Origin of the sequence: Kitasatospora sp. NBC_01246, from assembly GCF_036226505.1 — a bacterium.
In the GTDB taxonomy this organism is placed as follows: domain Bacteria; phylum Actinomycetota; class Actinomycetes; order Streptomycetales; family Streptomycetaceae; genus Kitasatospora.
This window is the reverse complement of sequence record NZ_CP108484.1, coordinates 3071848-3087423: the sequence shown is the minus strand read 5'-3', so window position 1 is coordinate 3087423 and position 15576 is coordinate 3071848. Positions and strand designations below refer to the sequence as shown.

Annotated in this window: 12 protein-coding genes and 2 tRNA genes; 10 read left to right on the top strand and 4 right to left on the bottom strand. The window is 72.8% G+C overall.

Annotated features, from left to right (window positions below; all coding sequences use genetic code 11):
- Positions 1–8: 8 nt before the first annotated feature.
- On the top strand, positions 9–1316 hold the full coding sequence (locus OG618_RS13495; RefSeq protein ID WP_329487651.1) for a glycoside hydrolase family 18 protein: 1308 nt from the start codon (positions 9–11) through the stop codon (positions 1314–1316).
- 183 nt (positions 1317–1499) lie between these two features.
- On the opposite strand, the gene pepN is transcribed toward OG618_RS13495, so the two are convergent.
- On the bottom strand, positions 1500–4073 hold the full coding sequence (pepN, locus tag OG618_RS13490) for an aminopeptidase N (protein ID WP_329487650.1): 2574 nt from the start codon (positions 4071–4073) through the stop codon (positions 1500–1502).
- A gap of 220 nt (positions 4074–4293) precedes the next feature.
- On the opposite strand from pepN, the gene OG618_RS13485 reads away from it, so the two are divergent.
- Positions 4294–4926, top strand: a complete 633-nt coding sequence (locus tag OG618_RS13485) for a mycothiol-dependent nitroreductase Rv2466c family protein (RefSeq protein ID WP_380393711.1) — start codon at positions 4294–4296, stop codon at positions 4924–4926.
- Positions 4927–5029: 103 nt separating this feature from the next.
- Here the strand turns inward: OG618_RS13485 and OG618_RS13480 are convergent, their stop codons facing one another.
- Positions 5030–6445: an amino acid permease gene (locus tag OG618_RS13480; protein ID WP_329487649.1), complete on the bottom strand. Its 1416-nt coding sequence runs from the start codon at positions 6443–6445 to the stop codon at positions 5030–5032.
- 292 nt (positions 6446–6737) lie between these two features.
- Between OG618_RS13480 and OG618_RS13475 the strand changes: the two genes are divergently transcribed.
- The 4 genes from OG618_RS13475 (at position 6738) to OG618_RS13460 (ending at position 10206) form a co-directional block, all read left to right on the top strand.
- Positions 6738–7352, top strand: a complete 615-nt coding sequence (locus OG618_RS13475; RefSeq protein ID WP_329487648.1) for a biotin transporter BioY — start codon at positions 6738–6740, stop codon at positions 7350–7352.
- A gap of 87 nt (positions 7353–7439) precedes the next feature.
- Entirely contained in the window at positions 7440–7925 is a 486-nt protein-coding gene (locus tag OG618_RS13470; RefSeq protein WP_329487647.1) for a ribose-5-phosphate isomerase, read from the top strand.
- Positions 7926–8239: 314 nt separating this feature from the next.
- Complete coding sequence (locus tag OG618_RS13465; RefSeq protein WP_352289197.1) at positions 8240–9469, top strand: PP2C family protein-serine/threonine phosphatase; 1230 nt, start codon at positions 8240–8242, stop codon at positions 9467–9469.
- 542 nt (positions 9470–10011) lie between these two features.
- On the top strand, positions 10012–10206 hold the full coding sequence (locus OG618_RS13460) for a hypothetical protein (RefSeq protein WP_329487645.1): 195 nt from the start codon (positions 10012–10014) through the stop codon (positions 10204–10206).
- A 62-nt stretch (positions 10207–10268) separates the two neighbouring features.
- Here the strand turns inward: OG618_RS13460 and OG618_RS13455 are convergent, their stop codons facing one another.
- Positions 10269–11009 carry a DUF6348 family protein gene (locus OG618_RS13455; protein WP_329487644.1) on the bottom strand — a complete coding sequence of 247 codons (741 nt, stop codon included), beginning with the start codon at positions 11007–11009 and terminating at the stop codon, positions 10269–10271.
- A 260-nt stretch (positions 11010–11269) separates the two neighbouring features.
- On the opposite strand from OG618_RS13455, the gene OG618_RS13450 reads away from it, so the two are divergent.
- Positions 11270–11821 (top strand): DUF6197 family protein, encoded by a 552-nt coding sequence (locus OG618_RS13450; protein ID WP_329487643.1) that lies wholly within the window; start codon positions 11270–11272, stop codon positions 11819–11821.
- Between the two features lie 112 nt (positions 11822–11933).
- Here the strand turns inward: OG618_RS13450 and OG618_RS13445 are convergent.
- Positions 11934–12004, bottom strand: a tRNA-Gly gene (locus tag OG618_RS13445).
- A 143-nt stretch (positions 12005–12147) separates the two neighbouring features.
- Between OG618_RS13445 and OG618_RS13440 the strand changes: the two genes are divergently transcribed.
- The 3 genes from OG618_RS13440 (at position 12148) to tig (ending at position 15513) form a co-directional block, all read left to right on the top strand.
- Positions 12148–12221: transfer RNA gene (locus OG618_RS13440), tRNA-Pro, on the top strand.
- Between the two features lie 163 nt (positions 12222–12384).
- Entirely contained in the window at positions 12385–13854 is a 1470-nt protein-coding gene (locus tag OG618_RS13435) for an MDR family MFS transporter (protein WP_329487642.1), read from the top strand.
- A gap of 255 nt (positions 13855–14109) precedes the next feature.
- The gene (gene tig / locus OG618_RS13430; protein WP_329487641.1) at positions 14110–15513 is read left to right on the top strand and encodes a trigger factor; all 1404 of its coding nucleotides are present in this window, start codon (positions 14110–14112) and stop codon (positions 15511–15513) included.
- The last annotated feature ends 63 nt before the right edge of the window (positions 15514–15576 follow it).

Genomic DNA, 15576 nt, shown 5'->3' with positions numbered 1-15576 from the left:
CTTCTCCCATGCGCATGATCAGTCGCACCGCCGCCTTCATCGCCGCCGCCACGGTGGCCGCCGCCCTCGCGGCCCCCACGGCCCAGGCCCACGACCGTGACCACGGCCCGAAGCTGAAGGGGCAGCGGGTCGGCTACTTCACCCAGTGGGGCGCCGACAGCTCCGCGAAGCGGGTGCAGGAGTCCGGTCAGGCCGAGAAGCTCACCGTCATCAACTACGCCTTCGGCAACGTCTCCGCCGAGGGCACCTGCTTCGAGTCCAACGAGGCCGGCCAGGGCGACGCCCTGAACGACTACCAGCGCCCGTTCTCCGCCGCCGACTCGGTGGACGGCGTCGCCGACCGCCCGGGCCAGAAGCTCAAGGGCCACTTCAACCAGCTGCGCAAGCTCAAGGCCGAGAACCCGCGGCTCAAGACGGTGATCTCGCTCGGCGGGTGGAGCTGGTCCAAGTACTTCTCGGACGCCGCCGCCACCGAGGAGTCCCGCCGGAAGTTCGTCTCCTCCTGCGTCGACCTGTACATCAAGGGCAACCTGCCCCAGCTCGGCACCGCCGAGGGTGGCAAGGGCGTCGCGGCCGGCGTCTTCGACGGCATCGACCTCGACTGGGAGTACCCGGGCGGCGGCGGTGACGCCGGCAACGTGGTGCGCCCCGAGGACGGCCGCAACTTCACCCTGCTGGTGCAGGAGTTCCGTCGCCAGCTGGACCAGCTCAGCGGCCGCAGGGGGCCGCACTACCTGCTGACCGCGGCGGTGGCCGCCAACGAGACCGTCGCCGCCCGGCTGGACCTGCCGGCGCTCTCGCGCTCGATGGACTGGCTCAACCTGATGACCTACGACCTGCACGGCCCGTGGGAGGGCACCGGCCCGGCCGCCCACCACGCCAACCTGTACTCCGACCCCAAGGACCCGTCGCCGCTGCAGCGCAGTGCGGACAAGGCGGTCGACTACTACACCCAGCACGGCCTGCCGGGCTCCCAGACCGTGCTCGGCGTGCCGTTCTACGCCCACGGCTGGACCGGGGTGGCGGCCGGCAAGCAGGGCGGCCTGTACCAGCCGGCCACCGCGGCCACCGCCGACTTCACCTACAACGAGGTCTCCCGGCTGCCCGGCAAGGTCTACACCGACCGTGACCACGGCGCGTCCTGGAAGTACGACGGCACCAACTTCTACAGCTACGACAACGCCGAGGTGCTCACCCAGAAGGCCCGCTACACCCGGTGGAACGACCTTGCCGGGGTGATGGTCTGGTCGCTGGACGGCGACGACGCCGACGGCAGCGCGCTCGCCGCCCTGGACCGCGGCCTCCAGCGCGGCTGACCGCTCCCGACGCGGAGCCCCTGCACGCCGGCCTCCGACGCGGAGCCCCTGCACGCCGGCCTCCGACGCGGAACCCCCGACGCGGAACCCCCGACGCGGAACCCCCGTACACCGGCCCCCGACGCGGGAGCCCCCGCCGCGCGTGCGCGCGGCGGGGGCTCCCGGGGGACGGACCGCCGTGCCTCAGACGCCGTCGCAGGCCCGCGCCCGCAGGGCCCGGGCCAGGTCGTCCCGGCGCTCCAGCACCAGCCGGCGCAGCGCCGGCGCCGCCTCCGGGTGGCCGGCCAGCCAGGCGTCCGCCTCGGCCAGCGTCTCCTCGCCGACCTGGGCGTGCGGGAAGAAGCCGCCGACGATCCGCATCGCGATCTCGATGGTCCGCTCCGACCAGATCCGCTCCAGCAGCTTGAAGTACGGCGCCGCGTAGAGCGCGGTCAGGTCGCGGTGCGCGGGCAGCGCGAAGCCGGCGATGTTGGCCTCGACCAGCGCGTTGGGCAGCTCCTCCGAGTCGATCACGGCGGACCAGGCGGCGGCCTTGGCCTCCGGAGTCGGCCGGGCGGCCAGGCACTGGGTGTACTGGCGCTTGCCGCTCGCGGTGTTGTCGGCCGTCAGCTCCCCGGCCAGCTCCTCGTCCGAGGCCTGGCCGGCCGCGGCCAGCGCCAGCCAGAGCGCCCAGCGCAGCTCCTGGTCGACGTCCAGCCCGTCGATCCGGGCGGTGCCGGCCAGCAGGCCGCGGACCAGGCCCAGGTGCTCGGAGCCGTTCGCGGTCTGCGCCAGGAAGCGCGCCCAGGCCAGCTGGTGGTCGCTGCCGGGGGCCGCGGCGCGCAGCTCGCGCAGCGCGCCGTCGGCCAGCAGCCGGCCGCCCTCGCCGTGCCAGGCCGGGTCGGCGTAGAGGTCGACGGCGCCCTTGGCCTGGAGGTGCAGCGACTGCAGCACACCGATGTTGGCCTCCCGCCCGGCGAAGCGCAGCACCAGGGCGATGTAGTCGCGGGCCGGCATCAGGCCGTCCCGGGTCAGGTTCCACACGGCGGACCAGGCGAGCGCCCGGGCCAGGTCGTCGTCGAGGTCGCCGAGGCCGGTGCGCAGCGTCTCCAGCGACTCGGCGTCGAAGCGGATCTTGCAGTAGGTCAGGTCGTCGTCGTTCAGCAGCACCAGGGCGGGCCGGGGCCGGCCGGCGGCCTCGGTGACGACGGTGCGTGCGCCGGTGACGTCCAGCTCGATCCGGTCGGTGCGCACCAGCGCGCCCTCGGCGTCCCGGTCGTAGAGGCCGACGGCGATCCGGTGCGGGCGCAGGGTGCTGCCGTTGCCGGCGTCCTGGAGGACGGCGAGCTCGGTGATCCGGCCCTCCGCGTCCACGGTGACCTGCGGGGTCAGCGAGTTGACGCCGGCGGTCTGCAGCCAGGCGGCGGCCCAGGACTTGAGGTCGCGGCCGCTGGTCTCCTCCAGGATGTCCAGCAGGTCGGCGAGTTCGGTGTTGCCGAAGGCGTGCCGCTTGAAGTAGCGGCGGGCGCCCTCGAAGAAGGCCTCCGAACCGACGTACGCCACCAGCTGCTTGAGCACCGAAGCGCCCTTGGCGTAGGTGATGCCGTCGAAGTTGAGCTTGGCGTCCTCCAGGTCCCGGATGTCCGCGGTGATCGGGTGCGTGGTCGGGAACTGGTCCTGGCGGTAGGCCCAGGCCTTGCGCTGGTTGGCGAAGGTGATCCAGGCGGAGGAGTACCGGGTGCGGGCGCCGATCAGCGCGTAGGAGCCCATGAAGTCGGCGAAGGACTCCTTCAGCCACAGGTCGTCCCACCAGCGCATGGTGACCAGGTCGCCGAACCACATGTGCGCCATCTCGTGCAGGATGACGTTGGCCCGGCCCTCGTAGGCGGCGTCGGTGACCTTCGAGCGGAAGATGAACTCCTCGCGGAAGGTGACGCAGCCCGGGTTCTCCATCGCGCCGATGTTGTACTCGGGGACGAAGGACTGGTCGTACTTGCCGAAGGGGTACGGGTAGTCGAACTCCTCGTGGAAGAAGTCGAGTCCGAGCTTGGTGACGCCGAGGATCTCGTCGGAGTCGAAGTAGGGCGCGAGCGACTTGCGGCACAGCGCGGCGAGCGGGATCTCCAGGGCGGTGCCGTCGGCCAGCGTGCGGCTGTAGTGGTCGGTGGCCACGTGGTACGGGCCGGCGACGACGGCGGTGAGGTAGGTGGAGATCGGCTGCGTCGGCGCGAACCGCCAGGTGCGGGCGGCGCCGTCGTCGGTCACCTGCTCGTGCACGGCGTTGGACCGGACGTCCCAGGCGGCGGGCGCGGTGACGGTGAAGGAGAACGGGGCCTTCAGGTCGGGCTGCTCGAAGGTGGCGAACACCCGGCGGGCGTCGGCCGGCTCGTAGTGGGTGTAGAGGTAGGTCTCGCCGTCCACCGGGTCGGTGAAGCGGTGCAGGCCCTCGCCGGTGCGGCTGTACGCGCAGTCGGCGTCCACCACCAGGAGGTTCTCCGCGGCGAGGCCGTCGACGTGCACCCGGGCGCCGTCGAAGGCGGTGGCCGGGTCGAGCGCGCGGCCGTTCAGGGTGACCGCACGGACGGCGCTCGCCAGCAGGTCGAGGAAGGTCGAGGCGCCCGGCTCGTCGCACCGGAAGGCGATCGTGGTGGTGGAGCGGAAGGTGGCGGCCGCCGGGTCGGGGGCCGAGGTCACGTCCAGCCGGACCTGGTAGCTGTCCACGGCCAGGATGCTGGCCCGCTGCTGGGCTTCGTCGCGGCTCAGGTTCTTGCCCGGCACGGCGGTACTCCTTTGTCCGGCTCGCACGGTGGTGCGGTCTCAACTGGTGCGGTGGGTGCTGCGCGTCGTGGTGCTGCGGGGCATCCTTTCACGCCGCCCGCGCCGGTACCATTGCACAAACCGGGGCGCCGGTACGGAATCAGCGGCGCCGCGCGGGCGTTCGGGATCGGGTGGGCCCCGTGCCGGGGACCGCCCCGCATCTCACCGAAGGACGACAGCCGTGACGACTGCCGCTGAGCGCAAGACCGCCGACTTCTGGTTCGACCCGGCCTGCCCGTGGGCCTGGATGACGTCCCGCTGGCTGATCGAGGTCCAGCAGCTGCGCCCGGTGGACGTGAACTGGCACGTGATGAGCCTGTCCGTGCTGAACGAGCACCGTGACCTCCCGCAGGACTACCGCGAGCTGCTGGACAGCGCCTGGGGTCCGGTCCGGGTCTGCATCGCCGCCGCCCAGCAGCACGGCGACGAGGTGCTCGGCCGGCTCTACACCGAGCTGGGCACCCGCTTCCACAACCAGGGCCTGCCCCGGACCCGCGAGACCGTCGAGGCGGCGCTGGTCGCGGCGGGCCTGCCGGCCGGGCTGGCGGACGCCGCCGACACGGACGCGTACGACGAGGCCCTGCGCGCCTCGCACAAGGAGGGCATCACCCTGGTCGGCGAGGACGTCGGCACCCCGGTGATCGCGGTCGAGGGCGCGGACGGCGAGCGGGTGGCCTTCTTCGGCCCGGTGGTCACCCCGGCCCCGCGCGGCGAGGCCGCCGCCCGGCTCTGGGACGGCACCCTGCTGGTCGCGTCGACCCCGGGCTTCTACGAGATCAAGCGCACCCGTACCGCGGGTCCGTCCTTCGAGTAGCGGACGGCCCGCCCGCACCGGCGGGCGCCACGCGCGAGGGCCCGGTACCGCCGAGGAGCGGTACCGGGCCCTCGCGCGCGCGGCGGGACCTGTCGGACGAGCCCTAGCGGGCCGCTGCGGCGTCCCGGCGCTGCTTGAGCAGGCCGGCTCCGATCAGCAGCGCGACGAGCACGCCGGCCGCGTACAGCTGCTGCCGGTTGCCCTCGGTGGTGGTCATCAGCGCCAGGATGCCGACCACGGCGGCCATCGCCACCCAGGTCAGGTACGGGAAGCCCCACATCCGGACGGTGAGCAGCTCGGGCGCCTCGCGTTCCAGCCGGCGGCGCATCCGCAGCTGGACGACGCAGATGAAGAACCAGACCACCAGGATGGCGACGCCGGTGGTGTTCATCAGCCAGGTGAAGACGGTGTCGGGCCAGAACTTGGAGGCCAGCACGGCGCCGAAGCCGAACAGGCAGGAGGCGACCACGGCCAGTCGCGGCACCCCGCCGCTGACCCTGGCCAGCGCCTTCGGGCCCTGGCCGCGGGAGACCAGCGAGTACGCCATCCGGGAGGAGCCGTAGATGTTGGCGTTCATCGCGGAGAGCAGGGCGATCAGCACCACGGCCTCCATGATGGTGCCGGCGCCGGGCACGCCCAGGTGCTGCAGGACGGTCACGTAGGGGCCGTTCTCGACGACCGACGGGTCCTTCCAGGAGACCAGCGTGACGACCAGGGCCATCGAGCCGATGTAGAAGATCGCGATGCGCCAGACCGCCGTGCGCACCGCGTTGGCGACGTTGCGCTTGGGGTCGTCGGACTCGGCGGCGGCGATGGTGACGGTCTCCAGGCCGCCGTAGGCGAAGACCGAGGCGAGCAGGCCGACGATCAGGCCGCTGACGCCGGTGGGCAGGAAGCCGCCCTGGCCGGTGAGGTTGGTGGTGCCGGGAGCGCCGGGGCCGAGCACCCCGGTGACGCCCAGCGTGCCGATCACCAGGAAGGCGACGATCGCGGCGACCTTGATGGTGGCGAACCAGAACTCGAACTCGCCGAAGTTCTTCACCGCGGTGAGGTTGCTGGCGCAGAAGAAGACCATGAAGAGGCCGACCCAGACCCAGGCGGAGACGCCGGGGACCCAGCCGTTGACGATCTTGCCGGCGGCGGTGGCCTCGGCCGCGACGCCGCAGCAGAGCATCACCCAGTACATCCAGCCGGCGGTGATCCCGGCCCACGGGCCGATCTCCTTCTCGGCGTGCACCGAGAACGAGCCGGAGGCCGGGCGGGCCGCCGACATCTCGCCGAGCATCCGCATGATCAGCATGACCAGCAGGCCGGAGAGGGTGAACGCCAGGATGATGGCGGGTCCGGCCGCCGCGATGCCCGCCCCGGAGCCGACGAAGAGGCCGGCGCCGATGACCCCGCCGAGCGCGATCATCGAGAGGTGGCGCTGCTTCAGACCGTGCGAGAGCTGCTGCCCGCCGGCCGGTGCTTCGGCGGTGGAGGTCGTCCCGGGCGCCGTGGGCGCGGAGGTACGGGCCATGAGGTGGGAATCCAGACTGTTCGGAATGCGGTGCGAATTGCCCAATATCCGGGGGCACCGCTGTCCATGCCAAGAATGACGCGCCCGGGCTCACGATACGGACCGGATCGTGACGGTATTCGGCCGGATCGCTCACGGTCCGTGGCCGCGACGGGGACGGACCCGACAATCACGGCCGTCGGGGCTTTGTCCGGTTCCCTGACGGTGCCGGAGGCGATCACCACGTAGGTTCACAGGTGTTCACTCACCTGATCGTCCGATCGCCGACCGTCCCCGTGCGGAGGAAACCCCGATGGCCACTGCCACCACCCCGACTGCCACCACGTCGATACTGAGCCGCGGCGTCCTCGCCGACCTGCTGCCCGCCGCGTCCGGCCGGTTCGGCGCCCAGGCCCGCGACCTCGTCCTGGTGACCGGCGGCGCGGCCCTCACCGGTCTGGCCGCCCAGTTCTCGGTGACCGTCCACGGCTCCCCGGTGCCGGTCACCGGCCAGACCTTCGCCGCGCTGCTGGTCGGCACCGCGCTCGGCGCCCGCCGCGGGATCGCCTCGCTCGGCCTCTACCTGCTGGCCGGCATGGCGGGCCTGCCCTGGTTCGCCGAGGGCGCCTCCGGCTGGTCGATCCCCACCCTCGGCTACATGATCGGCTTCGTCCTGGCCGCCGCCCTCACCGGCGCGCTGGCCCGCCGGGGCGCCGACCGCACCCCGCTGAACACCGCCGCCACGATGGCGCTCGGCACCCTCGCCATCTACGCCGTCGGCGTGCCGTACCTCGCCTTCTCGCTGGGTGTCCCGCTGTCCCGCGCCGCCGAGCTCGGCCTCTACCCGTACCTGGTCGGCGACGCGCTGAAGGCCGTCCTCGCGGCCGGCGTCCTGCCGCTCGCCTGGAAGCTGCTCGGCAGGCGCTGACCGGTCCGCTCCCGGGCCGGGCGCCCCGCGGGCCCGCTCGGCCGCCCCCTGCGCGGCCCGGGTGCACGCACGTGCCACACTCATGGCATGCGCGTGTACCTGGGCTCGGACCATGCCGGATACGAACTGAAGAACCACCTCGTGGAGTGGCTCAAGGAGGCCGGCCACGAGCCGGTCGACTGCGGGCCGCACATCTACGACGCGGCCGACGACTACCCCCCGTTCTGCCTGCGCGCCGCCGAGCGCACCGCGGCGGACCCGGAGGCGCTGGGCGTCGTGATCGGCGGTTCGGGCAACGGCGAGGCGATCGCCGCCAACAAGGTCAAGGGCGTCCGCGCGGCGCTGGCCTGGAGCGAGCAGACCGCCTCGCTCGGCCGCGAGCACAACAACGCCAACGTGATCTCCGTCGGCGGCCGGATGCACACCCAGGAGGAGGCGACCCGCTTCGTCGAGGTCTTCCTCAACACCCCGTACAGCGGCGACGCCCGGCACACCCGCCGGATCACGATGCTGAGCGAGTACGAGGTCACCGGCGAGCTCCCGCCGATCCCGGCCCACCACCCGCAGGGCTGATCCACCCCGTCGACCACCTCCACCGGCCGGCCGCGCTCCCCAGCGCGGCCGGCCGGCGCGTCTGCGGGCCCGCGCGCCGTCCTGTGTGATCGGCCACAGCGCCCGCCCCGCCCGTCCGGCGCGCCGACGGCGCCGCGCCCGGCGCGCGGGTGCGGCCCGCACGGTTCGTACGCCCAACCGGCGTACGCCTCCTGACGCAGCGGCCGACGCCCGCCGCGATCGGCCGAAACCCGCTGACGCGCCCGCGCCACGGCGGCGCCGCCCGCGCCCGGGCCGTCGACGCCGACCCGTACCGGTGGATATGGTCGGTCCCCATGGCTGGCAGACCGCCGGGCGAAACGCCCCAGACGACTGCGACGAGGCCCGGCGCCGCCACGGCGCCCGACCCCGTGACGGCCCGGTTGCGCAAGAAGCTCCGCCGGGTCCGCCGAAGGCTGCGCACCGCCGGTGTCGACTACTTCCGCGGCGGCGCCGCCGACTGGCCGGTGCTCTGCGTGCTGGCCCTGCTCGTCCCGCTGCTGATCCTGCTCAACATCTGGATCCCCGCCTGGGTCCCGCCCACCTCTCTGGTCCTGCCGATCCTGGCCGCCGCCCTGCTGCTGCGCCCCGGCAGCCTGGTGGTGCTCTACGCGCTGGCCGCGCTCGGCCTCTCCGCCGAGTCCGTGATCCACACCGGCCAGCGGGTCGCCAGCGCCGATCCGGACGCCTACACCTACGGCGTCACCCCCGGCGCCGCCCTGGTGGTCGGCGCGGCCGGGGTCGGCGGCCTGCTGCTGGCCCAGTTCCGCAGCCGGGTCGGCGTCCCCTGGTGGGGCGGTTCCACGATGCTCTTCGACCTGCGCGAGCGGCTGCGGGTGCAGAGCCGCGTCCCGGAGCTGCCGGACGGCTGGCACGCCGACATGGCGCTGCGTCCGGCCGGCGGGCAGTCCTTCTCCGGGGACTTCGTGGTCGCCGCCCGGACCGGCCCCGCCCAGCGGGTGCTGGAGGTGGTCCTGGCGGACGTCTCGGGCAAGGGCATGGACGCCGGTTCGCGGGCCCTGCTGCTCTCCGGCGCCTTCGGCGGCCTGGTCGGCTCGCTGCCCGCGCACGACTTCCTGCCCGCCGCCAACGGCTACCTGCTCCGCCAGTCCTGGGAGGAGGGCTTCGCCACCGCCGTCCACCTGGTCCTCGACCTGGACACGGGGGAGTACGAGCTCCTCTCGGCGGGCCACCTGCCCGGGATGCAGCGGCTCGCGGGCGCCGGGCGCTGGGAGATCAAGGAGACCACCGAGGGTCCGCTGCTCGGCATCTACGACGGTGCCAAGTTCGAGGGCGTGCGGGGCCGGCTCAACCGCGGCGACGTCCTGATGCTCTGCACCGACGGCATGGTCGAGGCGCCCGGCCGGGACCTCTCGGACGGGATGGACCGGCTGATGGGCGAGGCCGACCGGCTGGTCCCCGGCGGCGGTCCCGGCGCCGGCGCGGGCGCTGCCGCCCGGCTGATCGAGACGGTCGCCCGGGACATCAATGACGACCGCGCCGTCCTGCTGCTCTGGCGCGACTGACCGCGCGCGTCCCCGCCGGCCCGGCCCGGGGAGGCCCTGACCGGGCCGGTTCCCCCCGACGGGCGGGCGGGCGGTTCCCGGGCACATGCCGCGGGCAGCTGCTGTCAAGCCTGGGAGCTGATCTTCGGCCATTTCCGACCCGCCGTCACCGGAGCGGACCAGCCCGTTCCGGTCCGGCCCGCCGACCGTTTCCCGGCCGCTCAGCGGCGCCCCACCGACGATTCGTCAGAACGGCTCCGCTATCGTCTCGGTCGGCGGAAACTCGTCTCGCATCGCAGGATATCGGCGTTCGGCTGACAGTCAGACCTTTACGCAATCGGCACGGTCGACCACACTGAGTCCGGGCGGGATGGTCAGGATTCGGGGGATGGGGGCGCCACATGCGGCACGACGGACACCGTCCGGCCGTACCGGACTCTCCTTCCGGCCGCGACACGTCGGACGAACTGCCGTTCCGCCTCGGGACCGTCGGACAGGCCGGGGTCCGGCTTCGCAGGGGTCAGCCGATGGCGCCCCGCTATGAAACGAGGAAGTGAGTCCGGGTGGCACTCTCCGTCTCCGCACTGGTCCTGTTCGGCGTCATCTGCTTCATCTTCATCCGCAACAAGCAACTGAAGGTCGGGCACGCGATCCTGGCCGCCCTGTTCGGCTTCATGCTCAACCAGAGCACGGCCGCCAAGCCGATCCAGGACTTCCTGAGCCAGATCGCCAAGAGCATCTCCAACATCGCCAGCTGACCCCCGGCCCCGGTCGGGGCCCCGAGAGCGGGTTCAGTAGGGGAGGAGGCCGGCCGTCCGGGTCACCGGTCGGCCCGTCTGGCCTGCCGCCAGCGGGCGAACAGCCCGCGGGCCCGGGCCGCCGCCAGGGTCCGCGGCCGAACCGTGACGGGCGCCGCCACGCCCGTCGGCGCGGTCGTCACCACCGCCGTGTCCGGGGCCGTCAGCAGCACGAACAGCCGTGCCCAGCAGAGCCGTTCGCCGCGCGGCCAGTCCAGCGCGCGCAGCGCCGCCGACGCGGCCTCCGACACCTCGCCGTTGACCCGGACCTCGGCGACGTCGTCCCCCGACTTGCCGCCGAGGAAGAGCTTCACCCCGTTCAACTGCCGCCCGGCCAGGTCCGGCAGCAGCGCGGGCGCCAGGGCGGGCAGCACCCGGTGCTCCGCCAGCCAGCCGGCCAGCCGTTCGTTGCCGAAGCCGAACACCGCCGCCGGCCCCTGTACGGCGTGCCAGCCGGGCAGTTCCGCGTGATCGGCGTGGTCGGCGTACTCGCCGCGGCGTTCCCGCAGTTCGACCAGCGCCGCCGCGGTGGTGGTCGCCCACATCCGCACCGCGTTGTCGAGCTTCTCCTCCTCGGTCTTGCCGAGGCCGGCCGAGCAGTCCCAGACCACCGGCGCGTCCGCCCGGCCCAGCCGCAGCACGAAGCCCAGGTCGACGTGGCCGGCGCCGTCGATGCCGGGGTGCTCCCGGACGGCCACCGCGGTGGTGCCCGGACCGCGCACCACCTCGCCGTCGACGGTGAATTCCTGCCCGAAGCGTGCCATTTCCCGGACCACAGAGCGCTGTATGACGGCCAGTCGGTCCTGGGGACGCACCGGACACTCCTCCACCCTCGGGTTCGCAGCGTTCTCGAACTGCTCTCGAACTACTTTCGAACGCCGCCGAGGCTATCGGCCCGGAGCCCTGCCGGGAAACCGAAGCGGACCGCCGCCCGTCGGCGTGAGCCCGGCTCTCCGGTCGCAGAAATGTCCCTTATGCACCATTTTGGGTAGCGGCAACCGTAGGCCACCGCCTGGAGAACCGCATGCCCCGCACCGACCTGACGCCCGCTCCGCCGCTGCTCACCCCGGACGGCACCGGCCTGGTCGCCGAGATCGAGGCGTACCTCGCCACGCTGCCCGCTCCGGCGCGCACTCCGGCGCCCTACCTCCGGCCGCCGTACGTCTGCCCGCTCGGCTCGACCGTGCAGCCGTGGCACGCCGGCCACCCCTCGCCCCGGGCCACGCTGCTGGACCGCGCGCTGCGCCGGCCGCCCCGTCCGGTGCCGGTGAGCGCCGCCGAGCACCTGCGGCTGGCCTCCCGCTACATCGGCGCGGCCGGCTGGCTGCAGGGCGCGATGTGGGACGGCGCCGGCCGGGTCTGCCTGCTCGGCGCCCAGGCCGCCGTCCTCGCCCACGGCTACGGGACCCCGGACACCGTCCGCACCGCCCGGACGCAGCTGATGGAGGTGCTGCACGCCACCGGCCGGCCCGCGGCCTCCCCGGACGAGTACAACGACCGGCCCACCACCCGGCAGGCCGACGTCCACCAGCTGCTCGACCGGGCGGCGGCCCGCGCCGGACGGCTCGGCCTCTGACGGACCGCCGGGCGGCCCCGGTGCCGCCGGGCGGCCCCGGGTGCTGACGGGAGGCCGGGAAACGCGACGGCCCCGGAACGACGGTGATGTCGTTCCGGGGCCGGGCGGTCGGAGCGGGTGACGAGAATCGAACTCGCGTGACTAGTTTGGAAGACTAGGGCTCTACCATTGAGCTACACCCGCGCGATCCTCCGGCCGTCGCCGGACGGAAGGTCGGGAACAGCGTACCTGGTCCGGTCGCCCGAGCGCACACCACATTCGTTCCGGGGCCCCGGATATGTCGCCGACCGGGCGGGGCCCGGCGTGTACGCTTCCTCTCGGCACCACGGGGTGTGGCGCAGTTTGGTAGCGCGTCCGCTTTGGGAGCGGAAGGCCGTCGGTTCGAATCCGGTCACCCCGACAGTGCGGCAGGGTCTCGTCCTCGGCGGGGCCCTGTTGGCGTCTCCGGGGGTCCCGAGGGGTCCGGTCGCCGGCCCGTGGGCGCGGAAGATCGGGCCTGTTGTCCTTTTCGGCCCGGTCCGGCATGGTGAATGGTTGACCTTTCACCAAATGCTGGAGCCCGGATGAGCCCGATGAGGATGAACCCCAAGATCGCGGTCGGAGTCGTCTTCGTCGCCTCGCTCTTCATGTCGATCATGGACACCACGATCGTCAACGTCGCCCTGCCGGCGATCGGCCGGGAGTTCGGCACCGATCCGGCCGGGGTCGGCGTGATCAACGTCGGCTACCTGGTCAGCCTGGCCGTCTTCGTCCCGCTCTCCGGCTGGCTGGGGGACCGCTTCGGCACCCGGCGGGTCTTCCTCGCCTCGCTCGCCCTGTTCACCGTCGCGTCGCTGCTCTGCGGCGCGGCCGGCTCGATGACCTCGCTCACCCTCTACCGGATCCTCCAGGGCGCGGCCGGCGGCCTGCTCACCCCGGTCGGGATGACCATGCTCTTCCGGGCCTTCCCGCAGGAGGAGCGGATGCGGGCGACCCGCATCCTGATGCTGCCCACCGCCGTGGCGCCGGCCGCCGGGCCGGTGCTCGGCGGCTGGCTGGTGGACGGCTGGTCCTGGCACTGGGTCTTCATCGTCAACGTGCCGGTCGGCCTCGCCGCCCTGGTCTTCGGGCTGCTCGCGCTGCCGGACTACCGCGCCGAGCGGGCCGGGCGCTTCGACGCGGCCGGCTTCCTGCTCTCCGCCGTCGGCTTCGGCGCCGCGATGTACGCGCTCTCCGAGGGCGCGTCGCAGGGCTGGGGGAGCGCGCGGATCGTGGCCTCCGCGCTCGCCGGCGGCTGCGCGCTGGCGGCCCTGGTCGTGGTCGAGCTGCGCCTGCCCGAGCCGATGCTCGACCTGCGGCTCTTCCGGGACCGCATCTTCCGCACCACCAACCTGCTCTCGCTCTTCTCCGGCGCCGCCTTCCTCGGCATGCTCTACCTCTTCCCGCTGCTGATGCAGGACGCGCTCGGCATGGACGCCCTGCACAGCGGTCTGATGGTCTTCCCCGAGGCGCTCGGGGTGATGCTCGCCTCCCAGATCGCGAGCCGCCTGTACCCGAGGATCGGCCCGCGCCGGATCCTGGCCACCGGCTCCGCCGTGGTGGCCTGCTGCCTGGCCCTGATGGCCACGATCGGGCCGGACAGCAACCTCTGGGCGGTCCGCGCCCTGATGTTCGTCACCGGGTACGCGATGTCGCACGTCTTCATGCCCTCGCAGACCGCCGCCTTCGCCACGATCGGCGCCCGCGACACCGGGGCCGCCTCCACCCTCTACAACGCGCAGCGCCAGCTCGGCTCCGCGCTCGGGGTCGCGGTGCTCGGCACCGTGCTGACGGCCGTGGGGGCCGTCACCGTGAACGCCTCGGGTACGCCCGTGGCGAACCTCGCCGCCTACCGGGCGGCCTTCCTCACCGCCGCCGGCCTGGCGCTGGCGGCGGCCGCGATCTCCTTGCTGGTACGGGATTCCGACGCCGCCGCCACCATGCGCGCGGTACCGGCCGGGGGTACCGGCGAGGGGGCGGCCGAATCCGTCGCGGAGCCCGTCGGGAAGGGCTGAGCGACCCCCGGCGGCGACGTCCTGGCGTCCGCCTTTCGTGGTACCGGTAGGATGGGGCGCTGGCGGTAGTCCCTGTGGCGTCAACCCAGGTCAACCGCACGAGGGCGAGGAGTCACGCTCACCGTCCACCCCCCACGGGAGATGCAGCTCCAACCGCCCATCGCCCGTCTCGCCCGACCCGCCCGCACCGGCCCAGGCCGGCGTCGATGGGGAGGGCGGAGGCAACCTGACCGCAAGCCCATAGGAGACCAAACCGTGAAGAGCGCCGTCGAGACTCTGAACCCGACCCGGGTTCGACTCACCGTCGAGGTGCCCTTCGAGGAGCTCAAGCCCAGCCTCGACGCGGCGTACAAGAAGATCAACCAGCAGGTCTCGGTCCCGGGCTTCCGCAAGGGCAAGATCCCGAACCGTGTCATCGACCAGCGTTTCGGTCGTGGCGCCGTGCTGGAGGAGGCCGTCAACGACGCCCTCCCGCGCTTCTACACGCAGGCCGTCGACGAGGGCAAGATCGAGGTCCTCGGCCAGCCCGACATCACCAACATCGAGGGTGTCGAGACGATCGCCGACGGCGGTGACCTGAAGTTCACCGCCGAGGTCGACATTCGTCCCGAGATCACCCTTCCGGACTTCTCGACCATCGAGGTCACCGTCGACCCGATCGTGGTCACCGACGAGGACGTCGACAAGTCGCTGGAGCAGCTGCGCGAGCGCTTCTCCTCGGTCAAGGACGTCGAGCGCGCCGCGGCCGCCGGCGACATCGTGGTCGTCGACCTGGAGGCCAAGGTCGACGGCGAGGTGCCGGAGGACGGCATCGCCAAGGCCGTCAGCTACGAGATCGGCTCCGGCCGTCTGATCGACGGCATCGACGACGCCGTCGTCGGCCTGGAGGCCGGTGGCACCGCCACCTTCTCCACCGAGCTCAAGGGCGGCACCCAGGCGGGCAAGACCTCCGAGGTCACCGTCACCGTCACCGCCGTCCAGGAGAAGGAGCTCCCCGAGCTGGACGACGAGTTCGCCCAGCTGGCCAGCGAGTTCGACTCGCTGGAGGAGCTGCGCGGCGACTCCCGCAAGCGCCTGGAGCGCATGAAGGAGTACGACCAGGCCACCCAGGCCCAGGAGAAGGTGCTCGACGCGCTGCTGGCGCTGGTCGAGATCGAGTTCCCGGAGAAGCTCCTCAAGGACGAGATCGAGACCCGCAAGCACAACCTGGAGCACCACCAGCTGGAGCCGATGGGCCTCAACCTCGCGACCTACCTGGAGACCCAGGGCAAGACCGAGGAGGAGTTCCTCGCGGAGACCGAGGAGCAGGCGAAGAAGGGCATCAAGACCCAGTTCGTCCTGGACCAGATCGTCGCCGACGAGGAGCTGGGCGTCGACCAGCAGGAGCTCACCGAGCACCTCATCCGCCGCGCCGCCGGCTCGGGCCTGACCCCGGACCAGTTCGCGCAGCAGGTCGTCCAGGGTGGCCAGGTGCCGCTGCTGGTCGGCGAGGTCGCCCGCGGCAAGGCGCTGGCCACCGTGGTCGAGGCCGCCAAGGTGGTCGACACCGAGGGCAACGAGATCAACTTCGACGACGACGAGACCGACGAGTCGGCCGAGACCGTCGCCGCCGAGGCGCCGGCCGCCGAGGCCGACGCCGAGGAGAAGACCGAGGCCTGACCGCCCCGGTCCGACTGACGCAGTAGCGGGCCCGGACGCCGTACGCGGCGTCCGGGCCCGTCG

Bases quoted from the DNA above. Each gene is read 5' to 3' on its own strand.
- OG618_RS13495 (WP_329487651.1), top strand. From the start codon at position 9: ATGCGCATGATCAGTCGCACCGCCGCCTTCATCGCCGCCGCCACGGTG.
- OG618_RS13480 (WP_329487649.1), bottom strand. From the start codon at position 6,445: ATGGCCCGTACCTCCGCGCCCACGGCGCCCGGGACGACCTCCACCGCC.
- OG618_RS13475 (WP_329487648.1), top strand. From the start codon at position 6,738: ATGGCCACTGCCACCACCCCGACTGCCACCACGTCGATACTGAGCCGC.
- OG618_RS13470 (WP_329487647.1), top strand. From the start codon at position 7,440: ATGCGCGTGTACCTGGGCTCGGACCATGCCGGATACGAACTGAAGAAC.
- OG618_RS13465 (WP_352289197.1), top strand. From the start codon at position 8,240: ATGGCTGGCAGACCGCCGGGCGAAACGCCCCAGACGACTGCGACGAGG.
- OG618_RS13455 (WP_329487644.1), bottom strand. From the start codon at position 11,009: ATGGCACGCTTCGGGCAGGAATTCACCGTCGACGGCGAGGTGGTGCGC.
- OG618_RS13450 (WP_329487643.1), top strand. From the start codon at position 11,270: ATGCCCCGCACCGACCTGACGCCCGCTCCGCCGCTGCTCACCCCGGAC.
- OG618_RS13435 (WP_329487642.1), top strand. From the start codon at position 12,385: ATGAGCCCGATGAGGATGAACCCCAAGATCGCGGTCGGAGTCGTCTTC.